Source organism: Arcicella sp. GW821-FHT09D11, from assembly GCF_059416265.1.
In genome coordinates, this window is record NZ_JBWKOV010000007.1 from 35181 (window position 1) to 61047 (window position 25867).

General features: G+C 35.1%; 16 protein-coding genes. 2 read left to right on the plus strand and 14 right to left on the minus strand.

Features of this window, described 5'->3' with window-relative positions; genetic code table 11:
- Window positions 1-30 precede the first annotated feature (30 nt).
- The 3 genes from AC07N0_RS18220 to AC07N0_RS18230 form a co-directional block, all read right to left on the minus strand.
- A complete protein-coding gene (locus AC07N0_RS18220) occupies window positions 31-1245 on the minus strand; it encodes a glycoside hydrolase family 88 protein (protein ID WP_494590360.1) in 1215 nt (404 codons plus the stop codon).
- Window positions 1246-1310: 65 nt separating this feature from the next.
- Window positions 1311-2636: a BNR repeat-containing protein gene (locus AC07N0_RS18225; protein ID WP_494590361.1), complete on the minus strand. Its 1326-nt coding sequence runs from the start codon at window positions 2634-2636 to the stop codon at window positions 1311-1313.
- A gap of 25 nt (window positions 2637-2661) precedes the next feature.
- The gene (locus AC07N0_RS18230; RefSeq protein WP_494590363.1) at window positions 2662-3876 is read right to left on the minus strand and encodes a DUF2264 domain-containing protein; all 1215 of its coding nucleotides are present in this window, start codon (window positions 3874-3876) and stop codon (window positions 2662-2664) included.
- Between the two features lie 374 nt (window positions 3877-4250).
- Here AC07N0_RS18230 and AC07N0_RS18235 point away from each other — a divergent pair, with 374 nt between their 5' ends.
- Window positions 4251-6131: a DUF4139 domain-containing protein gene (locus AC07N0_RS18235; protein WP_494590365.1), complete on the plus strand. Its 1881-nt coding sequence runs from the start codon at window positions 4251-4253 to the stop codon at window positions 6129-6131.
- A gap of 86 nt (window positions 6132-6217) precedes the next feature.
- Here the strand turns inward: AC07N0_RS18235 and AC07N0_RS18240 are convergent, their stop codons facing one another.
- Window positions 6218-6619 carry a hypothetical protein gene (locus AC07N0_RS18240; RefSeq protein WP_494590366.1) on the minus strand — a complete coding sequence of 134 codons (402 nt, stop codon included), beginning with the start codon at window positions 6617-6619 and terminating at the stop codon, window positions 6218-6220.
- A 379-nt stretch (window positions 6620-6998) separates the two neighbouring features.
- Window positions 6999-7577, minus strand: a complete 579-nt coding sequence (locus AC07N0_RS18245; RefSeq protein ID WP_494590368.1) for a Crp/Fnr family transcriptional regulator — start codon at window positions 7575-7577, stop codon at window positions 6999-7001.
- A 100-nt stretch (window positions 7578-7677) separates the two neighbouring features.
- Here AC07N0_RS18245 and AC07N0_RS18250 point away from each other — a divergent pair, with 100 nt between their 5' ends.
- Window positions 7678-8265: an HD domain-containing protein gene (locus tag AC07N0_RS18250; protein WP_494590369.1), complete on the plus strand. Its 588-nt coding sequence runs from the start codon at window positions 7678-7680 to the stop codon at window positions 8263-8265.
- 58 nt (window positions 8266-8323) lie between these two features.
- Here AC07N0_RS18250 and AC07N0_RS18255 read toward each other — a convergent pair whose 3' ends face one another.
- From AC07N0_RS18255 to AC07N0_RS18295, 9 genes are all read right to left on the minus strand, one after another.
- Window positions 8324-11020 carry a family 78 glycoside hydrolase catalytic domain gene (locus AC07N0_RS18255; protein WP_494590370.1) on the minus strand — a complete coding sequence of 899 codons (2697 nt, stop codon included), beginning with the start codon at window positions 11018-11020 and terminating at the stop codon, window positions 8324-8326.
- Between the two features lie 339 nt (window positions 11021-11359).
- On the minus strand, window positions 11360-12130 hold the full coding sequence (locus tag AC07N0_RS18260) for an SDR family oxidoreductase (protein ID WP_494590371.1): 771 nt from the start codon (window positions 12128-12130) through the stop codon (window positions 11360-11362).
- Between the two features lie 275 nt (window positions 12131-12405).
- A complete protein-coding gene (locus AC07N0_RS18265) occupies window positions 12406-15159 on the minus strand; it encodes an endo-acting ulvan lysase-like protein (RefSeq protein ID WP_494590372.1) in 2754 nt (917 codons plus the stop codon).
- A 63-nt stretch (window positions 15160-15222) separates the two neighbouring features.
- Window positions 15223-16806, minus strand: coding sequence for a hypothetical protein (locus AC07N0_RS18270; RefSeq protein ID WP_494590373.1), 1584 nt, complete (start codon window positions 16804-16806; stop codon window positions 15223-15225).
- 39 nt (window positions 16807-16845) lie between these two features.
- Window positions 16846-20346: a hypothetical protein gene (locus AC07N0_RS18275; protein WP_494590375.1), complete on the minus strand. Its 3501-nt coding sequence runs from the start codon at window positions 20344-20346 to the stop codon at window positions 16846-16848.
- A gap of 258 nt (window positions 20347-20604) precedes the next feature.
- Window positions 20605-21054 (minus strand): hypothetical protein, encoded by a 450-nt coding sequence (locus AC07N0_RS18280; RefSeq protein ID WP_309918438.1) that lies wholly within the window; start codon window positions 21052-21054, stop codon window positions 20605-20607.
- Window positions 21055-21285: 231 nt separating this feature from the next.
- Window positions 21286-22227, minus strand: a complete 942-nt coding sequence (locus AC07N0_RS18285; RefSeq protein ID WP_494590377.1) for a ParB N-terminal domain-containing protein — start codon at window positions 22225-22227, stop codon at window positions 21286-21288.
- Window positions 22228-22235: 8 nt separating this feature from the next.
- On the minus strand, window positions 22236-23189 hold the full coding sequence (locus tag AC07N0_RS18290; RefSeq protein ID WP_494590378.1) for a ParA family protein: 954 nt from the start codon (window positions 23187-23189) through the stop codon (window positions 22236-22238).
- Between the two features lie 242 nt (window positions 23190-23431).
- Window positions 23432-24850 (minus strand): replication initiation protein, encoded by a 1419-nt coding sequence (locus AC07N0_RS18295; protein ID WP_494590380.1) that lies wholly within the window; start codon window positions 24848-24850, stop codon window positions 23432-23434.
- Between the last annotated feature and the right edge of the window lie 1017 nt (window positions 24851-25867).

Here is a 25867-nt window from a genome sequence, read left to right on the forward strand (position 1 = left end):
TAGGCTTTAATTATTTATTATATGGATATTTTATTTCTTTAATTCCTTATAACGTTTCATCGCTTCCAAATAATAATAATCAGCATAGGTCAAAGGTACGTCAACTTCAGTACCTTGAGGAATATGCCCCACACAATGTTCGATTAAAAATCCACCATTTGTTCCAATAGCTGCTTTATAAGGCACATTTGATAATGAATAAATCATTGTTTCAGCATCTTTGATATACGTTTTCTTTAAATTTTTATCCACATACCCGCTTAATTCTAATAATGCCGAAGCCATTACAGATGCCGCCGAAGCATCACGTAGGGCAGTTGGAATATTAGGAGCGTTAAAATCCCAATAAGGAATTTTGTCAGCAGGTAAATTAGGGTGCGTCAAAATAAAGTTCGCAATCTTTTTAGCTTGTGCTAAATAAATCGGATTTTTCGTTTCACGATACATCACTGTATAACCGTAAAGTCCCCAAGCCTGACCTCTTGCCCAAGCAGATTCATCTGCATAACCTTGTGCTGTTTTTTTCTGTTGTACTGCTCCAGTTTCCGAATTATAGTTAATTACGTGGTATGAACTATAGTCAGCGCGGAAATGATTTTTCATTGTCGTGTTAGCATGAGTCACCGCAATTTTATAGTAACTAGAATCCCCTGTTACTTTCGTTGCCCAGAAAAGTAATTCAAGGTTCATCATATTATCAATAATTACCAGAAAGTCTCCTTTTTTTGAATCCCATGATTTAATACAACCCACCGTCGGATTAAAACGTGTTGACAAAGATTTAGCACTTTGAATCAAAATATCTTTGTATTCAGGTTTAGGAGCAATATCTTTTGCATTGCCAAAACTGCAATACATCATAAAACCCAAATCGTGCGTGGTTTTATTAAATTTCTCTTTTTCTAATACCCCTAAAATCCTATTGTTTTCTTTCAACAAAGCCTCGTCCTTTGTTTGTTGATAGATATACAATAATGACCCCGGATAAAAACCACTACACCACCACTCAGAACCACTGAATTCGTATTTACCTGTTTTTGGAAAATAGGTTTTAGGGAATTTGTCTGGAGGAAGATTTTTCATCAACACTTTATATTGCTTACCCGCATCTTCAAAGTTTTGCTTGATTGTTTTTAGCAAAATTGCTCTACTTGGATGAGCCTTGGTTGTTTGTGCTGTCGATAACGACACGCTAATCAAACATATCATTACTGTATTGATTGCAATGCTAAAAAAATGTTTCATAGTTTTGTGATTGTAATATATGGTTTATTAATCCTTGTTTCATTCTTAAAGCCATTATTAAGCCTTTATTTACTGCTTTTTTTTAATGCCTTCCATTCTAATACCTGTACTTTTTGGGGAGGATTATTTACTTTTCCTTCGCCATCAGCTTGGTCTACTTTTTCAACAAAAAGATGTAAATCTCCTTTCGTTTGCCAAAGTTCGGTATCATAAGTAGGTTCCCATGAACCTACAGAGGCTTCGCTAATATCCTTCAATATCCATTTTCCTGCTGCAAGATTAGTACATAAAGCCGTAGACACTTTGTCGTCTCTTTCAGCATCTCTGAAAATGAGCATTGCTGATAACGTATTTTGTTTAGATGACCACGCTAAAATCTGCGGTCTGGCAATAGGGATACGTTTTGTACCAACTCCGCTTAAACTAAAGGGCGTTTTTCTAAAGCCAAGGTTGTTTACTTGCCATTGTTTATTCGCTAAATAAATAATATGGTATTGTGGCACGCTCTCATTAGCTTCTCGCCAGTAAGTAGCAATGTATGGATTCCCTTCTGCATCTGCTACCATGGAAGTTTGATTGATTAATTCACTTTTTTGAGGAATTTTACAAGCATATTCAGCATTATTAGCAGTAATGGGTAATTGATAAGGAACTCCTTGTGAAGTCTCCCAAGTTTTGCCTCCGTCTTTTGAACGAGCATAAGCCATATCATGATTACTGGCAACATCAGCACTTTCTCGCCATACCCACGAAAGGTGGATTGTTCCTTGTTTGTCTAAACATGCTTGCCAATAAGCATTCCTTCTTCCTTCGCCATCAATCAGGTTTTCTTGGATATTATTCCATTTTTTAGTTTTCAAATCATACTGATTCATCACTAAATTACCTTTTCCAGAAGCACCATTTCGATAAAGAAACATGAGGTTTCCATTGGGTAATCGATAGAATTCAGGATACGAAACATTTTGTTCTGTACGCCCCGTCATGCTTTGCTTCTCTCCCATCGTCAACGAAAATGGTTTTTGACCAACCGCATACCGAAGGGCATTATTGTGATGGTCCCAAGATAAGTGCAAATAACCATCGCCATCAACCATTATTGAAATACAATTATGAGCATCGCTAGCATTCCCTTTAAAGGCTGTCTTTTGTAATTCCCAGTTCTTTTGTTCTAATTTTCGCTTGCCAAGTACCACAAAAGCATCAGCATCATAATAGGCTATAAACTGGTAATTCTTAAAAGAAACTAAGGAGTTTTTACGGAAAACTACGGCATTGACCGAATTCTTCGCCCAACCCTCTCCTACTTCAACAGTTTGAATATTGTCTTGTGCTTTGGCAAAAAAAACAATGCTACAAAAAGCTACGGTTATGAGTACTTTATAATTCATGAACAAGGATTTATACTATTCAAATTTATTCAACGGCATGGTCGCCTAATACGGACTCGCCAGACCATACCTTTTGAGATGTCCATTTGGTTGCTGGGCTACTCCAGAAAATATCTGTTTCGGGTAAACCTAACGGCAATAAAATGTTGGCACAGATATATAAGCTTCCTGTAGTAATATATACATCCGCTAAATCAGGCTGTGAACCGTATAGTCCGATAGCTAACCAACCATCTTTGGTAAATGTGCTTGGACTTTCAGTGGTTTTTTTGATAACAGCCGTCAAAGCACTACGCACTTGTGCAGGGTTTAATTCTTTAGGTAACCCTTTTCGCCATGCAATATCTGCTAAATGATGAAAGGCAGCCCCTCTGTACACAATAGAACGTCCTGTAACTGGGAAAGAACCATCATTATTAATTAACCTTTCTTGAATAACAGCATAGCGTTCATTTCTGGTTTTAAGCTTATCGGCAGTCCAGTTAAACATATTTGTTTTAGAACTTAATTCTTTGATCATGTTTGCCAAATAAGGATGGATTACGTAGCTATTGTAATAATCCCAATGATAGGGTGGACCATCAGAATAAACACCATCGCCTACATACCATTGTTCCAATTGACGGAAGCAATATTCTACGCGTAGATTATCCCAAGCATAGCCATATTTACAGAAAAAAGTTTCTATCATGCCCGAAAACAAAATCCAATTAGAAAAGCCAGGCTTAACATTTCGGGTGGCTAAAAACGCTTTTATAACATTTTCTTTTGCTTGCGCATCAAGATTTTCCCATAACCAAGGACTTCTCACTAAAGCCAAGGCCAAGAAAGAGGCATCTACGAGTGGTTGTCCCCCTTTTTCAAAAGCCATATAATCTTTTGCTTTCGGGTTTACAGCATTGGCAATGGCTTTTAGAGCGTAATTTCTATATTGATTTCTAAGGGCTACTTCTTTTGCCGAACCTCCTTCTAAATTTAACCACGGAGAAATACCGCTCATTAGTCGGGCAAAAGCTTCTAAATAGGCTACTTCTTTTCGAGTATTAGGATTGTCGATAAATTTAGACATCGTCTGAGGCATCACAATGCGAAGGCTATCCTTTGCCAGACTACTTAAGATGGGTTTTGCTAGTTGGTCAAGATGTTGTAACCAAAAAGCACGGTCGTTATTGGTGGTTTGCTGTGCGTATAAACCTACAGGTAAAACGAGTGCACAGACAAGAAATAATTTTTTAAACATAATGAGCCTAGTAAAAATTAAAAGATTTATCCTACTCGCAAAAGCGAAGATATATACAATTTCTACTCCTTTTATACTGAACTCCCATGCGATTCAAAGTATGTATAACATTTGCTTACTTTCACCCTACTATTAGACTATTTTAGCCCCTTTCTGTTTGGGGACTTTAGGATTTGTGGACTAGAGGAATCATTACGATTATTCATGTTGAAAGCACTCCAAGAAATATTAATGAATAGCTAACGCTAATCAACTAAGTTTTTAGTAGTTTTAAATACTAAACTTATTATAAATTTGTTTATATAAATGTTATTACACGAAATATTGTCTACAAATCTTTTTTAAGCTCAATTATTAAACCCAATAACTATCACATGAAAAGAAACATCTCACTTTGCCTTTTAAGCATCATTATGTTTGGGCAAATGGCTCTTGCTCAAAACAAAAAACAAACAGTTAGTTCTAAAATAGAGAAAGTCACCGTCTTCACCAGTGGAGCGCAAGTTAGCAGAAAAGCTAAAACGAATCTTGTAGCAGGCAAATCAGAATTGGTGTTCTCAGGTATTTCTCCGAATATCGATGTACAAAGTATTCAAGTAAAAGGCTTTGGCAACTTTACTATTTTGTCAGTTATTCATCAACGCAATTATCTAAATGAGCAAAAAAGAAGAGAAGAAATCACTGTATTGGAAAACCAAAAAGAAAGTCTGAAAACAAAGTTACGTGTCGAAAGGAGTATGTTTTCTGTTTTCAAAAATGAAGAAACGATGCTTACTAAAAACCAGTCTATCGGTGGAAGTAACACAGGTGTAAAAACAGCTGACTTAAAAGAAGCCGTTGATTTTCAAAGAAATAGACTTTCGGAGGTATTGATGAAACAGATAGACCATGAAAGGAATATTCAGAAAATAGATAGTAGTATACGTATGTTAGACTATCAATTAAAAGCCTTGAATCAAACCAATGATTATGCCACTAGCGAGGTATTGGTAACTGTTTCTGCCAAAGAACAAGGCGCAGCCTCTTTCGATTTGAGCTATTTTGTAAAAAATGCAGGTTGGTATGCCACTTACGATTTAAGGGTAAAAGATATTAGTAGCCCTATTGATTTATCTTTAAAAGCCAATGTATATCAGAGTTCAGGGGAAGATTGGAAAGATGTAAAAATGACTATCTCTAACGGTGACCCAACTGAAAGTGGAATCGCTCCAAATTTAAAACCATGGTACTTATATTTTGGTCAGGCAAAAAATGAATTATCTGAAACATTGGAATCAAAGGTGCAAGGTCTTTCAAATGGCAATGAGGTAAGAGGAACTGTAACCGAAAGAGGAACAGGCTTGGGCTTGCCAGGAGTCCAGATTATGGTAAAAGGCACGAGTATTGGAACAGCCTCTGATGCCAATGGCAATTATACCTTGAAACTTCCTGAGAATGCTCAAACCTTAGTGGTTTCATACATAGGCTATAAGAAGCAAGAGGCATTTATCAATAGTAAGATTGTTAATATCACCTTGGAAGAAGATACACAACAACTAAATGAAGTAGTTGTTGTAGGATATGGAGCTCAGCGTAAGATGTCTCTAACAGGTAGTAGCATAACTTCAGTTGCTGCCGCCCCTTTAGAAACGACAGAAAAGTATCAGCCTACTACGCTGGTTTTTGATATAGAAGTGCCTTATACCATTTTGAATGATGGCAAGGTATATTCGGTAGATATTAAAAACCAGTCTGTACCTGCTTTGTATGAATATTTTGCTGTTCCTAAATTAGAAAAAGATGCATTCTTAACAGCTAAACTGATTGACTGGCAAGAACTTAATTTATTAGAAGGCGAAGTAAATCTTTATCTGGAAGGAGCCTATTTAGGTAAATCTATTTTAGATGTTCGTCATGCTAAGGATACACTCAATATTTCGTTAGGGAAAGATAAAGGAATTATTATTGAACGTAAAAAGCTAAAACAGTTTAGCAACCAACAGTTTTTGAGCAACAATAAAACAGAAAACAGAGCCTACGAAATTAGTGTAAGAAATAATAAACAGCAGAACATTAATATCGTTATTCAAGATCAGTTCCCAATTTCTACTACCAAAGAAATTTCGGTAGAAGAACAAGAATACAAAGAAGCAACAATGGACAAGGAAAGTAAAATCCTTACGTGGAAATATGAGCTTCCTGCCAAACAAGAGAAAAAACATGTCATAAGATATGGCGTTAAATATCCTAAAAATCAAGTTGTGGTATTGGAGTAAAAAGAATTTTAATTGAAAGCAAAAAGGGTTGTTCGTATTAGAACAACCCTTTTGTTTTCAATAGGTCTATGGTTAATCAAATCTTATTAGTTCAAAGACATAAAACGGTCTGATGTATTTGGCTGAGGTTTTACCGTTCCTACTTGTACATTTTTAACTATTTTAGATTCTCCGTCACTGATTTCGAATGTGTATTTACCATCTTCTAATTCCTGAAGGTCAAATTTACCGCGATAGGCCGTATCATTTTTTCTAATATATTCAGCATGTAGTACCTCTCCTGATTCACTTTTTAAAATCACTGATAATCTTTTGCCTGCTAGTTTCTCTACCATTACATTCATTTTCATGGTATTAATCGTTTGATAAACCCCAACTGCGAAAGTTTTTTGGGCGTTTAAGTTTCCATTATTATCTGTCGTTGCATTGCTGATAAATGATACTGCTGATAATAAAGCGATTGCGAATGTTTTTACTAAAGTTTTCATTTTTTTGTTGTTTAGAAATTAAAGTATTTATTTTGAAAGGTTGAGGTCAAATGTTTTATTTACATTTTTTCAATCATGCTAATACTATTAACAGAAGTGTGCCAAAAAATTCAAGTCTCTGAATATCAATAACTTAACATTTTTCTGTTATTTTAAAAGTGTACGCTTATAGTACAGTTAGTGTTCGATTTGAGGACGAATTTTAGGTTTTTAATGATACCTTTATTATTTCTGGATGGATTGTATTAAACAAAAAGGAGCTAGATTCAACATCTAACTCCTTTTTGTTCTAAAAAATTATATTACAATTAATCTGTTATTCTTGAAAAGATGCCCCTTCTTATTTCTAGCGTCTTAAATCTAATATCTTGTGTCTGCCTCAACTAATCAATCCTTTAGCTTTCAAATCATTCAGCGTTCTGTTAAGACTTCTTACAGTAATGCCTAAATAATTAGCGATTTCCTGTTTGGATATAAGTTTATTAAAGTCTGGGAAATTAGCTTTTAACCTTAACAATTTAGACTCAACAGGATGTGATTGATTATAAGAATGCCTGATGGCTTTATAATTTATTTTGTTGGCTAATGCTTTTAATATCAAGCGATTGAAAACATGGTTTTTCAATAATAATTCATTAAAATACGCTAAAGGTATTTTGTACAAAACCAATGGAGAGGAAGCTTCAATGGTACAAAAACTAATATCTTCTCTGATGGCTTCTATTTCTCCAAATATTTCTCCTTCTCCAAAAAATTCTTGAATAAAATCATTTCCAGTATCTTCTGTTAAATAGCATTTAGCCATCCCGCTTTTAATGACATATACAGAAAATACATTTTGCCCATTTTTTATAATTTGTTCGGTCGGTTCAAAAGTTTGTTCAATAATATTTCCTTCTGTACCTAAATGGTATAGGTGGCTAACATAATTCAATAATTCTTTATTAATTCTAATCATTTTTAGGGATTTGAGACAATTGTCCTTTTAACTAAGCAAAGCCTATTTTTTCTTTGTAGCCTATAAAGTTAAAATTAGAAAATATAAAACGAACATCAATATGCAATTAAACCAATTATTAAAACAAATCGAATTCATCAAAGAGATTGATAAGCTAAAATATATTCAACGTAAAACCAAATTATTCAATAGTAATAGAAATGAAAACGATGCCGAACATAGTTGGCATTTGGCTATGATGGTATTGATTTTAGCAGAACATTCTAATGCTTCTATTGATATTCTAAAGGTATTGAAAATGGTGTTAATCCATGATATCGTTGAGATTGATGCGGGAGATACTTTTTTGTATGATACTACCAAAAATCATGTAAATACTGAAGAGGAGCTAATTGCCGCACATCGCATTTTTGGCATCTTGCCTGAGAGCCAAGCACAAGAATTTATCAGTATCTGGCAAGAGTTTGAAGAAGGCAAAAGTAATGAAGCAAAATTTGCCAAAACCATGGACAGACTGGAGCCTATTTTACAAAATATGTCAAATAATGGAGGTACTTGGGCAGAATTTAATGTTAGTTATGACACTGTCATTGAAAAAACAAAAGGGATAGTAAAAGGCTCAACTACTATTTGGGAATATACTGAAAATCAACTTCATGAGGCTGTTGATAAAGGTATTTTGAAATAATACTTAAAGGACGTCTTTGTTAATCAAAACAAAGACGCCCTTTAAGTATTATTTATTCTTATTCAATATCCATCACAAAAGCATATTTCCCAGAGCCTACATCAAGCGTTCCGCTTTGGGTGGCTTTGATGCTTGTGCCATTTTCCATGATAGAAGCTAATTTCTTGGTAGGAAAAGTAAGCGTGGCAGTCGAGTTTGCTGGGATTTCTACATCCCATAAAAGTTTACCATTTTCAATTTTCCAAGCAGATGATACTAAACCGTGATTGGTCTTCAAACTTCCTTTTGCATAGGTTAATTCTCCGCCCAATTGAGGTTTTATGGAAATACCCTTATAACCAGCTCCTTCAAATTCTTTGGTATCAATGCCAGCAATATTTCTATACATCCAATCGCCAACGGCTCCGTAAGCATAATGGTTGAAGGATGTCATTCCTGGGTCTTGAAAAGTACTATCTGATTTCATACTATCCCAACGTTCCCAAATGGTTGTAGCACCATGTGTTTTAATCGGGTATAACCATGAAGGGTAAGTATCTTGTAAAAGTAATTTATAGGCTACATCATTTCTGCCAAAACGACTCAATACAGGATTCAAAAATGGTGTACCTAAGAAACCCGTCGTTAAATGATAGTCATAAGACTTGATATTGCTAACTAATCTTTCTACTGCTTGTGGGCGAAGTACTTCTGGCAACATATCAAATTGTAATGCTAAGATATAAGCCGTTTGTGTTTCAGAAATCAATCTTCCAGATGTCGTCATGTATTCATTCTGAAATTGTTTTTTCACTTTAGCCAATAGACTTTCATAGTCTTTAACATCATCGTTTTTACCTAAAACCTTAGCAGTATTAATCATCAATTGCACACTATAGGCATAAAAACATTGGGCTACTAAATAATTATCAGTAATGGCCGATTTCATACCAATCATTCCTTTAGAATCATCTACACGGTACGACAGCCAGTCTGCAAACTGGAAACCTGTATTCCATAAATCGTTTTTGGCTTCTTTACGTATATACTCCACGCTTTTTTTCATGGTTGCATACTGGTCTTCTAATACTTGCTTATCACCAAAGGCTACGAAAACATTGTATGGAATAATAATACCTGCATCGCCCCAGCCTGCCGCTTGCATAGGTTGTCCAAAACCAGTAGCTTTCAGTACGTCAGGAATAACGTGTGGTACCGCACCATTTGGATATTGGTCTGCGGTTACATCTTTCAACCATTTAGCAAAAAACTGATTGGCATTAAAATTATAAGAGGCTGTTCTTGAAAATACCTCTGCATCGCCCGTCCAACCCAAACGCTCATCACGTTGCGGACAGTCTGTCGGCACATCCAAAAAATTTCCTTTTTGTCCCCATTGTATGTTTTTCTGTAATTGGTTTACCAAAGCATTTGACGTTTCAAAGCTTCCTGTTTGTTCCATGTCCGAGTAAAGAGCATAAGCGGTAAAATCTTCTGGATTAATTTTTCCTTCAATGCCCTCTACCCTAACATACCTAAAGCCAAAGAAAGTAAAATGTGGCTCGAAGAAATCTTTGCCGTTACCACTCAGAATATAAGTAGCTTGTGCCTTAGCTGAACGAAGGTTAGTAAAATATGGATTACCCAATTTATCCATCATCTCAAAATGAGAAAGTGTAATTTTATCCCCCGCTTTTCCTTGAGCAGTAAGTGTTACCCAGCCTACAAGGTTTTGTCCAAAATCTAAAATTGTCTCGCCATTCGTCGCCTTAAATACTTTTACTGGTTTGAAGCTCTCATGCTTTTTGATAGGTTCATTCACAGAAGCATTGATATAATCTATCGGGAAAGTCTTTTCAACAGCATTTTTCCAATTATTATCATTAAAACCTACACTTGCCCAGTTAGCCACTCTTTTACGAGCATCAATTGTTTCGCCATTATAAATTTCAGCATAAAGAATGTCGCTTTCAGCTACTTTCCATGAATTATCTGAAATAACAGTTTCTTTTGAACCATCAGCATAAGTTAACTCCAACTGGAAAAGCAAAGCCGTTTCTTTCCCATAAATATTTTGTTGATGTACCCACGCCAAACGTGTTCTATACCAACCACTCCCCAAGGTAGCACCAATAGCATTTTTGCCCACATTTAGTAAATTGGTGACATCATAAGCTTGATATTGAAGGTGTTTGTTATAACTAGTCCAACCGGGGGCTAAATAAGCATCGCCCATTCTTTTGCCATTGAATTGAATTTCGTACAATCCTCGCGCGGTTACAAAAGCGGTAGCATTCGTAATTTTCTTCTTCGTTTCAAAGCTTTTTCTAAACATCGGTACTACGCCATTTACAGTATCATTTGCAAAGCCCGAGTTGATCCATTTAGCCTTCCAGTCTGTTTTGTTTAAAGCTGTTTGAAAGCTAGCTGTTGCCCATTCTGACGTTTGTCCTTGGTTATCCCAAGCACGTACCTGCCAAATAAACCGTGTGTTTGAAGGTAATTGAGCACCTCCATAATTATTAAAAATGGAAGATGACGAAGTTACTTTTCCACTCGACCAAATAGTTTCTTTGCCTTTCTTTACCTGAATTTCATAGGCCGTTTGTAGCACATTTTTTTTGTCGGTGCTAAGTATCCAACTAAATCGTGGTTTTTCTGCATCAATACCGATAGGATTCACTCGATTTTCTGTTTTCAATTGCTGAAGTTTTAATTGAGCCATTGAAAGATTTGCCATTAAAAAAAAGGCAAAAAATAATAGTTTTCTTTTCATGTTTCTTAATTGGATATTAGATAAAAATGATGGTAATAGCATGATAATTTTGAATAGTCTGGAGTATTTAACGCCAAAATCAATAAAACATACTACTTATTCATAAAATAAGTATAAATATATCTTGGAATAAAACAAAGACTCTCATGTACTTACCCTTATTTTTAATCACTTTTTTATCACAAATCGCATTTAAAAACATATCTATCTCACTTTCAACACATTATACAAAATATTCCGAATATTATTATTGTATATTATTGATACATAAACAATTGGCCATAAAAAAAAGCCTTTTAAAAAGACGTTTTAGCAATTATTATAAAAGTGATTAGGAAATTATCTGCCCATCCAACCGCCATCTACCGTTAGGATTGTCCCTTGCACATAATTTGAAGCGTCTGAGCAAAGGAAAACAGTCGCTCCTTTGAAATCTTCTGTTTCTCCCCAACGTCCTGCTGGAATTCTATCCAATATCCCTTTTGATCTGTTTTCATCTCCACGCAAAGCTTCTGTATTATCTGTGGCAATGTAGCCTGGCGCAATGGCATTTACATTTATGCCTTTTGATGCCCATTCATTGGCAAAGGCTTTTACCAAACTACCAATCGCTCCTTTGCTAGCAGCATAACCAGGTACATTAATACCGCCTTGAAAAGTTAATAATGAAGCCGTAAATACTATTTTTCCTTTCCCTTGAGCAATCATCATTTTACCTATCTCGCGGGTTAAGATAAATTGCGCATCTAAGTTAATGCTCAGTACATTATCCCAATATTCATCTGAATGCTCAGCGGCTGGATTCCTTAAAATTGTTCCTGCATTATTTATCAGAATATCTATGAGGGGATAATCTGTTTTTACTTGACTGATAAATGCATAAAGTGCTGTTCTGTCTGAAAAATCACATTGATATGCCTTGAATTTTCTACCAATAGCGGTTACTTCTTTTTCTACCTGACTTCCTGAAAGCTCTAACGAAGCCGAAACGCCAATAATATCAGCACCTGCTTCTGCTAAAGCCAAAGCCATTGCTTTGCCAATTCCTTTTTTGCAACCTGTCACTAATGCAATTTTGCCATCAAGGCGAAATAAGTCAAGTGTATTCATTTCAATTATCTATTTTTAATAAATGGTTTATAATCCTCCATATTAATACAAAACAATATACTTTTCTAATTAAACAATCAATCTCATTGAAATTTAATATTTTATACTTGTTCAATCAAAGTGTAATTATAATATAATCAATGTTCCTTCCGAAGGAACAATACTATTTTGGATAAAATCTCTTCTTTGCATTTTATAGTGTTTTCTTGATTTATAATAATTTTATCCCTGCAAATTCAAAATGACATTTTGAATTTGCAGGGATAAAAAACAATTTACTTTATCAAAATCTCACCATAATTACAGGAAGGCATCTGAAAAACCATAACTTTTTTACCGTTTTCTATTCCTTTTTTTCCTTGAATTAGCAATACTTTTCCCTGCTGTGTTAAACTTATATTCGTTTTTCCTATCGATTCTGGAATACTTAGTTCTACAGGTTTTTCTGCTGAAAAGAATAGTTGACTACCTTTCTTTTCTAAAACTGCCGTGGTTAATTCTTTAGCTTTAATACTATAGGTTTGATAGGTGATTTGCTTTCCTTTTCCTAAAAACATATAATTCAACCCTTCTGCCTTTGTACTTACAACCGCATAAACGGCTTCAGTTTTAATATTTCCATACGTCACAGCCTTTCCTGCTGCATTGGAGAATACCAATTCCTTAGCCCCTGTATTACTCTCAATCGTTAAACCTACAAAATCAGTAGGAGTATTATTAGGGGTAAAACTTTCAATAGATTTAATTGAACGAGGAGATTTTGAAGTTGACGGCTCATAAACAGCTACAAAGGGTTGATTCCAAGCCTCACCCGACTGGCGAGCCACTAAAGTTGGCATCGATAAAGCTGCAATGCTATCTGGAATCATCACGTTGCCTCTAAATGTTTTAGCTGGTGGGGCTTTTACCGAGAAGATTTCACGATTGAGCGAACCTTTCATCCATACATTCATCAACACATCTTCACGGTCTTTCACTTTTAGTTTGAACGTAGCATTAAAATCTTCAGACGTCGTTATCGATTTTTTATTCCAGAAATAATCATAGGCAAATAGATGTCCTCCTGCAAAAGATAATTTAGGCGTTTCAGTCAGCGTTAATGGAATTCCTTTAGTAGAAGATAATACCAGTTCCTGCCCTAAGTTATGATAAAAATAATCGTGCATTTTATCGCCACCCTTTTGCTTTTTTGAACGAAAAATATCAACATAATAAGCCGTAGAATCGCTCGTACGGATAATACTCGTTAAGCGATTTTGGTCTGATTGAGATTCGGGTTCTAAAAAATATAATTCACCAAAAGTAACTGGACTAAAATAGCCGTCCTTCTGATTTGAAGCAGGATATGAACTAAGCACATCAAAACCATGATTACTTTTCATGACTGGATAAGCCGAGATACCATCAACTGCGACCGTATTATGGGCAGGAAATTGAGAATAATATTCAGCGTAATCTTGTTGAAAGTAACTTGTCCCTATCCCACTCTCTGGCCCCAGAATAATTCCTTTACCGTAAATCTCCATCGAAATTCCATTGGCATGCATATGATTTCCCTTAGACCCTGCCATTGCCACCATCAAGCCATTCTTAGGATTCATGCCATTCCGTTGAGCAAAGTAACTAACCGATGGTGCTGAGAAAATGGGCGTAGCAAAAGTGCTAATGTCAGCATTGTTAATGGTCGTTCCCTTACTTTCATTATTATGATTCAAGCCTGCCATAGCTTTATGCTTGCTCAATGCTTGAATAAATGTTGAATAAGCTTTTACGTTAGCAGTTCGCTTATTATATTTTTTAGCATTTTCTAACATTCTTTCGGCAGCTTCAAGACTTACAGCATGATAATGAGAGTCGCCAAAAGCAGTAGTATAACCATTTGGAAAAAGATATTGTGCTTCTGCTAAAACGGCTTTTTCGATAACTGGTAATTCGGGTAAAATATCATAGTCATAGTGGTTATCAAACCAATCTACAAAACCAACAAAATCGTGTAAAACACCCGCAGAATAGCCTGGAGATTCATTCCAAATACCTGTGTTTTCATCATACCCTAATTTCAAGACTTTAGCAATTGACCATTGACGTTCAGAGTCAACATTTAATACTTGATTCAAATAATATTGACTTCCCTTGGCATCGTTATAGCCTTTATTTTCATCCAAGATAAAAGCTATTTCAAGAATATTCTTGGCTTGAATTAAATCCCAGTTATTATAGGCTACTCCATTTTTAATCTGCAAATCAGCCCATTTTCTAAAGGTGTCTGAATAAATTGTAAGCTTTTTGGGTGTTTTTTTACTAACGTAATTGAATATATTATCATAAATCTTAGTCAGATTGATCAACATTGCCGTTTCTTGGATGACCTCAAAAGTTGATAAACCTGTGATTGTTTGATGATGCCCATTGCTTAAATCATGAGGTTCTTTGCGATAATACATACCCGTCATATAAGTATCGAATAAATCAAAAGCAAGTCGTGCATACTTTTCTTCTCCTGTTCTGCGATACAATGTGCTTGCCGAAGCCGCTATCCGCATAATATTAGTATTGATAGCTTCTAGTGTTCTTCCTGTTTTTGAAATATCTGCCCATTCTAATGGTTGCTCAGGTTTCGAACGGTTTACCAAAAGTACGCCTCTGGCATCATCCATATAAGGCTGAATATCTTCAAGTTTTGGTGCTCCAAATATGGTTGTATTATCTCTGGCACCGGGAAACCTTACTGTTGGTACTGGAGCCGTTCCTTCGGCATGGTCATATACGCCTCCTTTGATAAATACTTCTGTGGATTTGGTTTTCCAATACATTTGTAAGCGAGAAACTATCCAACTACTATCGCTTTGATGACGATTCACATACATATCTACCTCAACTTTTAATTTACTCGTCGGGTTTCTTAATGTATCATCCTGTATACGTGGATACCCCTGAGGATAATGCTTCGGTAAGGCTATTTGGCCTAAAGTAATATTTGATAATAGACAAATTATTAAACTGAATATTAACGATTGAGGATATTTCATTCTCTAGTTTTTTAACGATTGACGTATTTATAAGCTCTAGCAATACTTGAGGTATATTGCCTCTTATTTTTCTATATAAAAAATTTGTTCAACGGGTTCAGCAGTTTGTACTTTTCCAACAATGCCGTATTGCCAAGCAATAACTGTTACTTTCATTGGCAGTTTAGTTTTAGGGGGAATTTTAGTAAAAATGATGTGCCTGTCTTGAATATACGCTGGCCCTTCTTTTATATAAAACTCTACTGGTAAATTGCTGTTTGCAGTAGCCTTCAACACCATACTTTTCACACCAAGCTTTTGGTTATCGATATGCTTGAAGTCAATTTTCTGTGAAATGCCTTCAGTATTTTTCAAAGGAAAACGCATATCTAGTTGTTGAACAGCAGATTTATATTTTGCATCTCCCTCATTATGAGCTAATAACCAAATATCATTACTTCGTTTGGGATTATTAAACCCCATTCTATAAAAATTCAATTGAAAGGTGGAATCGTCTAGTTTTTTTACTGGTCCACAAATACGGTCAATGATGAGTTTGGTCGTAGCAAAGTCAGTGACAGGCTTTATTTTAGACGTATCGGCGAAAAAGGCATTCAATCTGAAACTAATGCCATCTGCCAAAGGCATAAATTTCAACTGATAGTTAGCATGGGTTTTAACTGGCTTTAAAACAGCTCCATTTTGTACAAACCCAATATATTGATTCTTCTTGTTGCGTGCTTTAGCATAAAATTCTTCGGTTTTTTCTGCCATTTCCCTATCAAAACACCAAGATGCTTCCTTATGATTTCCTTGATATCGCGTATATACATTAGGTTTCGCTATGGCAAGACTATCTTTCCGCCATCTATCCATCAACCAACCTTGGGCTGGGTCTATTGGAATAAGCATTTTACCATTGTTTTTGGGCAAGCGATACTTAGCTGCTTTTTTGATAAACATCGCTACATATTCGACCATCGCATTGCTATAATCAAAATGTCCATGACCAGCATCGGCGAAAAATGAAATGGGTGTCTTTGGGTATTTGGCAACATAATCAAATCCAGGCTTTAGTCTGTTTTCCCACCATTCAAATTCTCCCATGACAAATAATCCAGGAACACCCTCAATAGTGCGATTTCCCCAATCAGGATTTGGTCGACCACTACCCGTTAGATTCGTCAAAGGTGTATCTCCATGAATTGATACCATTGCCAAAGTACGGTTTGGATTCCAAGCGCCAAAATTCCAAGGGTAACTTGCCATGGCTGAATGCCCCATAGGTACAATTGGTGCAGTAGCTAATTCCGTGTATCCCGATGCCTCAGCTAAATCGTTCATCATGGTTTGAAAACGATTTTGTGTGCCTTTATGGAAATCGAAAGTGATGTCTAATCCCGGTGTTACCCATACTTCTGCAAAGCCAATTTCAGCCATCGTTTTTCGGAAGTTGGCATTTTCAAGCATTCCTTCTTCCACCATATTATGCATACAAAGTATTACACCTTTTACCTGCTTACAGTTCTCAGGAATCCAAAGAAAAGCTTGTGGATTGCTATTTGTTTCAGGATGAATCATCCCTTGCACTTGAACAGACCATTGCCAAACCTGTGCTTTGACCGTGAAAGAAATGATGCACAAAATCAGTATGAATACATTTTTCATTCTTGATGATTATTTTTAAAATCGGACTTATTAGAGTGTTTAATTACTAGTTTCCGTTCTCAATACCCTATCATTTAGCATTTCCACGATATTTATTTTTGGATTATTTCCATTAAAACCGTCTATCGTTATTTCTTGCACCCGACCGTCTTTAAGTGCTACACGTACTTTGTTGCTCGTCAAGGCCTCTACTTTCTTGATAACGGATTGTTTTTCATAAGGCTCTATAACCGTGATAAAATTGGCTTCTTTCCCCTTACTTCTTGAGGAATACGTTTTGCGTCTCGCATCTTCATTTCCCAAAGGGTAATCTCCTCCTAAAGTAGCTTTAAAGGCAACTGCTTTTACGCCTGATAGGTCTACTACAATAATGGCAGTATCTTTAACACTAGTTGGCATAGCTGGTAAAGCCGTTTGTATAACATTCCCTGCAATTTTTATAGGACCTCCATAATAATCTTTTCCTTCCTGTGCTGGTTTTTGTATATTCTTCTTTTTGTGTGGTAAAGATGAAATCGGTATTTCTTTCCCATTTGTCAGGACGATGCGGGCATTTCCCCAAAAAAGTGTATTCGTTTTATCGGAAGAAGTTGTTGTAATTAATTCTAATGCCGTAATATTATTTATCGCTTGGTTAATCTCTACGGCTCCTAATACCCACGTTCCTGTTTTACCTTCTTGCAAGGTTTTTCCTGCTGAGCGAATAGCAAAATGAACTTGTTTAGCCACAGGATGTGCCTCAGCAGCAGTACCAATCATCAATTCTTTTTGTTGTGGCCAAGCAGAAAAAACATCTATTTTCAAATCACCGTCAACACTATAAGGAACTCTTGTACCTCCATTGTCGCAATCTTTACCCCAACAAGTAAAAAAGCTAGCTTTAGATGTCCCATTGACAGTCCACCAATTACAATCAGTAATAAACTGAGCACTTCCCAGTGGGTCAGTATTCATTTGAGCATCATGTCTTACCAACTTTTTATTCGTGGCTTCTAGACCCTGAAAACCTTTCATTTGAAAAAGACAGTCGTAGGTATGTTCTTGTTCTCCTTTCAGATAATCTGCCAATACGATATAGTCATCAGTCATCACCATCAGACGCTGTTGTTGGATAGGTTCAGTATGTCCAGTTACTTGTCCATATTCAGGTGTTTTTTGAGGCACAAAAATGGATTGTCCTTCCTGCCACGTTTTTTCAGCAAAAGATATATTCCCTGCCCAATCATAAACCATTCCTCCATAGGGCGGATTACTCCAACGAGAGTTGGTTTCTACCAGACTAGCCTGCATTATTTTCCCAGTATAAAAAAGTTTTTGGAAACTTTCGGTTGCCTCTTGCATCTTCTGGTCAACCACTACCATATTTTTAGTCAGAGAAGTCTGAACATAAAATTTGTACATATACGACGGGTAACCATACCAAACCATTTCGGGATTAAAAAAGCTACGACCATACCGAGACATGCTTAACAATCCTGTTCTATCAAAATGCCCATGAGCACCACCATGTGTACCATAATGCAGAGATGCTTGTATTTGCTCATTTATTGGACGACCTTCTTTTTGAGAACGTAGCATCACAATGCCCATGTTATCTGCATAAGCAGATTGCTTATCTAATACCGAATTAGTTTCTGGAAGGTCGGCGACACCATACAATAAATCTCTGGTCGTACCTCGCTTTACGATAGCGGCATATTCTGGGTCATGAAAGAGGTAATAGGCAAGGTCATATCCTTCGCCACCCACCATTGTTTCCTGTGCATCGTTTACGCCAAACATGACGCCTCTATAATCAGCAAATTTTGGGATGGCATCCCACATATCTTTTAGGCAAATACTATTCTTTTTAATCGGTCCCCACTTGTCATAATTTATTCCATTTTTCCCTGTGCCTTTAATAGCCCCTGGCATTAATGAATAATAGGGTGTAGTCCCGATAGGGATTTGCATATCTTTGAAATTAATACCCCAAGGTGCTAATGCCAATGCAACTTGCGAAAACTCAGTTGCGCACCAAACATTATATCCGACAGAACACTCGTACCACCAACCATCATTCATCACGCCATGAGCAAGATGATCAACGATAGCACTTGGGCTATAAAATATATCTTCCACCAAATGCCAATCCTGAATAGCCAAGGCGCAATATAATGCACCGCACATCTCACTCAGTTTCCAGTTATTAATAGCACCTTGACGCATATCTAGTTGCACGGTTTCAATAAATAATCGAAAGGTATGTTCAATGTTTTGTTCATCTGTCGGGCTAAATACATTGGCTGTCTTGACCATATCATAAGCCATGGCAATATGTTGGAAAAAATGCCCTTCTTGTACAAATGATTGATGACATCCTCTGAATGTGCTTGCATATCCCTTGATTGGGTCGCTCAATCGACGCATAAAAACAGCTATATTTTCAGCATACTTTCTATCTCCCGTCAACTGATAAGCTATGCCAGATGCCATTAAGTTGTATTCTTCCTGCGTTTGAAACAACTGCATTCCTTTATCTGCATTATCGTTAGTCAGTTCCGTAGCCAATGCAGGTACTATCCATTTATCTGCTAATTGGATGTATTTATCTTTTTCCTTTTTAGCCCAATCATAGTTCATTACTTTATCTCTCACTACTTGCCAGCGGTCTGCAGTATGGAGAATATTCGGACTAGGCAATGTTGATGCCGTAATTAGCTCAATACTTGCGTCTGGCAATTGCCTTCCATTTGCCATTACTACAATATTTTGCTTTTCCCTTCCTCCTGGGGGCACTCTATCCACTATTTTGACAGTTACTATACAGGTTTTACTTTCAGCAGGTTTCAAATCAAATTCAGCAGGTTCAATGCTTGTAACCATCGACTCCCAACCATATTGGTTTGTACTCAAATTTACTGATTGTACTTTATCGCTTGTATTTCCGACATTCAACTCATACTTTACAGTTGTCCCTTTCGCCCCAGATTTCCCTTTGATGTCTGTTCTAACGGCTAATACTTCTCCTTGTGTTAGCTGAACTTGCTTAATAAGTATTGGGTGATTATTGGAGCTTGTTTGTTTAATACTAACCTCTTTAACAGCCTGTAAAAAGGCTTGTCTTTGGGCAGTTTTTATGCCAAAGCTTTTGAAGGGAATTATTATTTGTTGCCAACCCTTATTATTAATAGCAACATTTGCCTGTATTTCGGGCATTAGATAGTCTTTGTTATAGTTGGCGGTACTTAAGGTAATTTGCAGGCTTGTATGGTCGTCTTTTTCTAAATATATCCAAAACCTAATGCCATAATAAGGTGTATAGTTTTTTACGCCTTCGTCTATTCTCCTAAATCCTTTGTTGTAGCGTTTGCCATCGAGATAACGATATGTAATAGTGTTGTTTGTTAGCGCAACAGCACCATCTTTATCAACCCCTGATACGCCCTTCCAATCAGAGAAATCTCCTTTGCCTATATTTTCAAATAAAGTTTCTGAGCTTGCTACTAATTGATAACATGATGTAAAGAAAAGAATTAGGACTGCGAATATATTTTTCATTAGTTATGACACCAGACTTTAGCTAATTAGTCTAGCTCGTTTGATTTAGTGATTTTATTTTGAGAGCTAAATCGATTAAGCATTCTTCAATAACAAACATTAAATATTTACTTAATCTAATAAATTTGAATAAAGAAGGAAAAGGAAGGACTACATACCCTATTTTTTGAAAGTATTTAGCTAAATAATACAGGAAATGTGGTATGCCAAAAGAGAGGATTCGTACTAATGTAGTAATTGAGGTAGTTATAAATAGTTTTACTTCCCTAATATGTGTGTCATATAATCATCGGCCATTTCAATCAATGCTTCAGAATGTAATAATTTACTATATTCAATTCCCTGCAAAGCCAAGGCATGGATTAGTTGATTCAAGGTACTTGCTTTCCCTTTGCCTTGCAACAATGCTTTGTATTGAAAATATTTTATTCCAAGTGGCTCTAATACATCTTGCATTTTCAGAGGTGTATTCCTGTCTTCGCTAATTTTAGTTGTGTTAAAAAGTAGTTGTAACGCAGTAGTATAAAGTTTAGCATAAAAGAAATTGGCTACTTCTTCATCAGCTAAAATTTTATTAAGTTTTTCATGCATCTCAGGACTCAACGAATGATTTAACCTATTCGCATCACCATTAATTTGTCTTATCTCTTTTTCTGAAAGCATATTTCCCCCTTGACTTGTACTACCTTTCATTACTACGTAGTTCATATTTTTAACACATTAAAAAGTGTAATGTTGAATTGAGTTACAAAAATTATCAAAATCTGCTGAATTAAAAAGTCTTTCGTAGCTGATTCTTATTCCTGAATACATATTAATACAAAAATGATATAGTTGATAGGTACTCCTACAAAAAAACTGATGTAATTTACATCAGTTTTTTTGTAGGAAATAGTCCAGAAGCTTACCCTCTCTCCTACCCCTTTATTCAAAAGTGAATTATAGAATACCTAAAAAAGTACCGTATTCATCCAATAATCTTTTAAGGTCATCAAAGTCTTCTTTGCTTCTGGTTGTATATACTTTTTCTGTTTGTTCAGCAAGGTTATTTGTCCACACACTTAAGCCATCATAGCTTATCTCCTGCTTACTGTTTTTAGTGGATGGTTTATTTCCTAAACCGCTTGCTTCAACCACTTTTTCAATATCTGCTATGGTAGTAATAGAGTCAATATCATCCGTAATTCTTCCCAGTGTTTGAATAACCTTTTTGTCAATTTTTCTTTTACCAGTCAAAATTTCATTTCTCAATGCAGGTTCAATTTTAGATAATCCTTCTGCAAATTGACCATCTCTTTTAATGGTAGAAGTTCCGACCTTATATTCTTTCGCTAATTTCTCAACCGTTCTACCTTTTTCTGGCGTAGTAGCATTGGGTTCATTGTGGACCCAATGCCCAGTTCTGTCATACTTACCTGGACCTGTTTTTTCATTCAAAAATCTTAACCCTCTGAAATATGATACTTGTTCTGGACTCAGGTTTCTTCTTCCCAGTTGTAAATCAATCATGTAATCTTTCACTTCCTCTTTGGAGTTGAAAGGCATGAGTTGTACACTGAAATTTAAATTATTCTTTTTACAAATCTGAAAACGGTTATGTCCATCAACCAACACATAAATCGGTTCATCGGGATATACTGCTCCTGCTTCAATCGCACTTCGTTTAGTTTCCCAAAGAGTCAAAGCATCCCGACAGCCATTTTTGATGATATTTTGTTCTAACAAAGAAAATTCTTCCGCTCCCAAAGGAGGAATAAATACCCTTAGTTCTTCCAGAATTTCAATGTTCTTTTTTACTTGTTCGTCAGATATCAATTTATTATTAACAAACGTACTTTTTGTTGTCGCAGCAATGGCTTTTCCTAAATCTAGTTTTTTCATCTTTCCTCTTATTTAACCAATTGAAGGTATTCAATGTATTCATTACAGAAATCAGCATACAATCTGGCAGCTTCTGAAGTTCCAGAAAATTTTGAGATAGTGTTCAACATTACCTGTGCTTTCTGAAAATCAACCAAATGTTTGATTTCTGTTTTGAAAATTCTAATTGGTAAATTTTCTCGAACGGCTTCTTTGATATTATCATGCACCGAATTCTTCTTTACCATCGTAAAAACCAAGCCGTCTATATCCAACATCGGATTCAGGTTTTTCTTTACATCATGTACTTTATCCAATAATGTATTCACCCCTTTCATTGCCGCCATTTCGGGAAGCATTGTCACCAAACAAGCGTCAGAAGCATACATGGCTGATACAGTAAGTTTGCCCAAGGAAGGTGGACAATCAATTAAAACATAGTCAAACTCGCTCAGTAAAGGAATAATACGGTTTTTTAAACGCAAATCTCCTCCTGTCAATAATATTAATTCGTATTCTGCTTTGGCTAAATCGATGTCAGAAGGCGAAAGATATAGATTTTCTTGTATCTGAACTACTGGAAATTCGGCATCATTAATTAATGAATCTGCTACCTGTACCTCTGGGTTTTCAATCCCTAAGATTTGCGATAAATTCCCTTGTGGGTCTAAATCAATCATCAATACCTTAAAACCTTTGTTGGCCATGGCTTCGCCTAAACAAGAAACTGTGGTAGTTTTACCTACCCCACCTTTATGGTTTACTACGGAAACTACTCTGGCTTTTTGGTATAAATCTTTAGAGTAACCGTATTTCATCAGAACCCCTTCTAAAGCAACTAAATGGTTTTCATTTAATTTACGATTTCCAGCCACTGCCTGTCTTAATGTACCTGAAGGTAAGGATGCTTCTTTTTCTATCCCTGCTATCGACAACGCAGGATTATGTCTAAAGAATTTTAAAGCATTTTCTTGTGTAAGCATTTCTAAATGATTTAGGATTTTATCACATATTTGTTACAAATCTATTATTTATGTAACAAATATGCAACAAAAAAATGTATAATAATCTAATTAAATGATACATTTCCTGAAAACTTGCTTAAACGTAATGAATTCATCATTCATTCTGAATGATTAGGAATAAAAACAAAGATTAGTATAACGTATTTAAATATACGTTCATGAGAGAAGATGATGATAAATCGTGCTGAATTCAATCGTTTTTACAAAAGATTTATCCCTATTTTCTTTCCCTCTTTTTGTAAGGCTACTGCGTCAGGATGGGCATGAATCTGCTGCTTATAAGCGCTTTCTACAATTGAAATAATAGCTCCATTAAAAGATGGATTAATGTCTAAGTATTGAATAATATTCTCAATCGAAACGGTATTGCTATAATATTTTTTAAACGATTCAAAAGAGAATTGAGTCTCTAATGAAGTACTTAACTTATTGACCACATATTCATAACAATTTTCATCCGTTTGCATCAACTCAATAATCCTATTCTGACAATAGGTATGATATTTCTTTTTAAGATTAAATACATTCATGTTCAAGCCTTCTTCTCGGGCTTTTTCTAAATGTGCTTTTCTTTTTTTCTCTCTTTCCTCTTTTTGTTTTGTCTCTTTTTCTTTTAATAATTCAGCAAATTTGTCGTCTTCGAGTAATTGGATAATGTAGCCAACTGTATTTCGGATAGCCTTCCCTCCTTTTGCTTCTGCAAAAACATAAGCAATTGCTTCTTTGATTGTTTCAAATGGATATACTTGCAACCATTTCAGAATCAAATCCTCTGATGCTCCATATTCTCCAATTAATTTCAAAATTTCGCTGAGTTCTTTATTTTCAGCCGTCTTCTTTTTATGTTCATTTACAACTTCGAAAGTAGCTTCTATGATACTACTATCATCGTTTGGTACGGCTACATTATCATTTCTATGAATCGTAAAAACCAACAATACTACCGTATTAGCTTTTTTCTTTTCTTCGTAAGTAAAATACAAATCGCTAGTTTCCTGCAATTCTTTTTGGGCTACATTAATTACTCTTTTTCTAAAATCGGTATATTTAGCATAACGGTCACCCAACCCCAGAATATCCTTTAGCTTTTCAACTTCAAATTTAAATGTGCCTAGTCTTTCAGATTCTTTACAAAATTCATAAAATCTGATGGCATAAATACTTTTTAATTGTAAAAGTGACCGAATGTCAATGACAGTGAAATTAGTCTTGAGTTGTAATAAATAAGGCGTTAACGTAGGTGAAAAGTCTATATTAAACTTTCCAAGACCATTGTTATAAGTATAACCTGCTATGATAGTAGTATTAATTAAACCACCATCAAATTTGTTATAAATGGTTTTTTTTAGAAAATTATCTAATTCAATATTAATCCTTGAATAAATGGCTGTTGTACTGATTCCTGTTATTTTCTTAAACTCTTGTACAGAAATAGTGATGGTATCTAGTCTATCTTTGGTATGATCTATCTTAGAAATCATGTGCAAAAGTATTTTAACCTGTATCGTACTCAAATCATATCGAGCATTGATTACAGGATTACTTTTTACTAACTTGAAGGGTGATTGCGATACGGCTGCCATTGCATTAGCAACTTTATCCGTTTTTTTATTTCCCATAGCTACACTGAAACATAGATATCAACAGAGGAAAGAGACTTCTAAATTGTAATAATCTCTTGCAATTTAACACTTCAATGATAACCAACAAAATTCTTAAAATATATATTTATGCACTATCTGACACTAAACATTCAATTTGTCTCTAGTCTGCATTCAATTTGTCTCACTTGTACATTCAGATTGTCTCTAGTCTGCATTCAATTTGTCTCACTTGCACATTCAAATTGTCTCTAATGTGCATTCAATTTGTCTCACTATAGTGATATAAAACATTAAAAATCAACATGTTATGAATCATTAAATATTTAAAATATATTAAAAAAATAAAAACAACAAAGGAATCTAAATTGATGATTTTTTATTTTTTATATTTATTTAAAAAGTTTTTTACTTAAAACAAGGCTTTAAGCCCCAAAAGGCATGCTTTTTAACTTTAAAATAATCATGCTAATTTTTTAATGGGTTTTAAGCATAAATATTTGTTGGGATTGGACTAGGCGTTAACATTTTTTATATAATCACTAAATAGATTCAAAATTAATTCAAATTGTCGCTCTTTAGTGGTCTAAAACGTTTCCTCTAATTTTTAAAATTAATTCAAATTGTCTCGTTTCTTAGCATAATTTGACTATTAAAATACACTTTAATTAATTCAAAATGTCTCTGTTGATTAAACAAAAATGATTAATTAAAACACCTGTATTAATTCAATTTGTCTCTGTTTGAGTTAATAAAATTTACCTGAAATACATTCAAAAAGTCTCAGTTTGTTGACTAGCAAATACTTATATATTCATTCAAATTGTCTCGCTTCATTATTTTATTGGTCATCTGAACTACTTAAAATTAATTCAATTTGTCTCTCTTTGTAATCATTTGTTTCGCTTCAGATTTGTAAAAGATACATTCAAAAAGTCTCACTTGTAATATCTTTCAGTATTGAAATCCATTCAATTTATCTCGCTTATGCATTCAAATTGTCTCTTTTAAATATCGGTACTGATGTGTTTTTAT

What these genes read in the sequence shown, in the direction of transcription:
- AC07N0_RS18265 (WP_494590372.1), bottom strand. Translation starts at nt 15,159, where the DNA reads ATGAAATATCCTCAATCGTTAATATTCAGTTTAATAATTTGTCTATTA.
- AC07N0_RS18250 (WP_494590369.1), top strand. Translation starts at nt 7,678, where the DNA reads ATGCAATTAAACCAATTATTAAAACAAATCGAATTCATCAAAGAGATT.
- AC07N0_RS18235 (WP_494590365.1), top strand. Translation starts at nt 4,251, where the DNA reads ATGAAAAGAAACATCTCACTTTGCCTTTTAAGCATCATTATGTTTGGG.
- AC07N0_RS18290 (WP_494590378.1), bottom strand. Translation starts at nt 23,189, where the DNA reads ATGCTTACACAAGAAAATGCTTTAAAATTCTTTAGACATAATCCTGCG.
- AC07N0_RS18275 (WP_494590375.1), bottom strand. Translation starts at nt 20,346, where the DNA reads ATGAAAAATATATTCGCAGTCCTAATTCTTTTCTTTACATCATGTTAT.
- AC07N0_RS18240 (WP_494590366.1), bottom strand. Translation starts at nt 6,619, where the DNA reads ATGAAAACTTTAGTAAAAACATTCGCAATCGCTTTATTATCAGCAGTA.
- AC07N0_RS18245 (WP_494590368.1), bottom strand. Translation starts at nt 7,577, where the DNA reads ATGATTAGAATTAATAAAGAATTATTGAATTATGTTAGCCACCTATAC.
- AC07N0_RS18280 (WP_309918438.1), bottom strand. Translation starts at nt 21,054, where the DNA reads ATGAACTACGTAGTAATGAAAGGTAGTACAAGTCAAGGGGGAAATATG.
- AC07N0_RS18270 (WP_494590373.1), bottom strand. Translation starts at nt 16,806, where the DNA reads ATGAAAAATGTATTCATACTGATTTTGTGCATCATTTCTTTCACGGTC.
- AC07N0_RS18230 (WP_494590363.1), bottom strand. Translation starts at nt 3,876, where the DNA reads ATGTTTAAAAAATTATTTCTTGTCTGTGCACTCGTTTTACCTGTAGGT.
- AC07N0_RS18285 (WP_494590377.1), bottom strand. Translation starts at nt 22,227, where the DNA reads ATGAAAAAACTAGATTTAGGAAAAGCCATTGCTGCGACAACAAAAAGT.
- AC07N0_RS18255 (WP_494590370.1), bottom strand. Translation starts at nt 11,020, where the DNA reads ATGAAAAGAAAACTATTATTTTTTGCCTTTTTTTTAATGGCAAATCTT.
- AC07N0_RS18260 (WP_494590371.1), bottom strand. Translation starts at nt 12,130, where the DNA reads ATGAATACACTTGACTTATTTCGCCTTGATGGCAAAATTGCATTAGTG.
- AC07N0_RS18295 (WP_494590380.1), bottom strand. Translation starts at nt 24,850, where the DNA reads ATGGGAAATAAAAAAACGGATAAAGTTGCTAATGCAATGGCAGCCGTA.
- AC07N0_RS18225 (WP_494590361.1), bottom strand. Translation starts at nt 2,636, where the DNA reads ATGAATTATAAAGTACTCATAACCGTAGCTTTTTGTAGCATTGTTTTT.
- AC07N0_RS18220 (WP_494590360.1), bottom strand. Translation starts at nt 1,245, where the DNA reads ATGAAACATTTTTTTAGCATTGCAATCAATACAGTAATGATATGTTTG.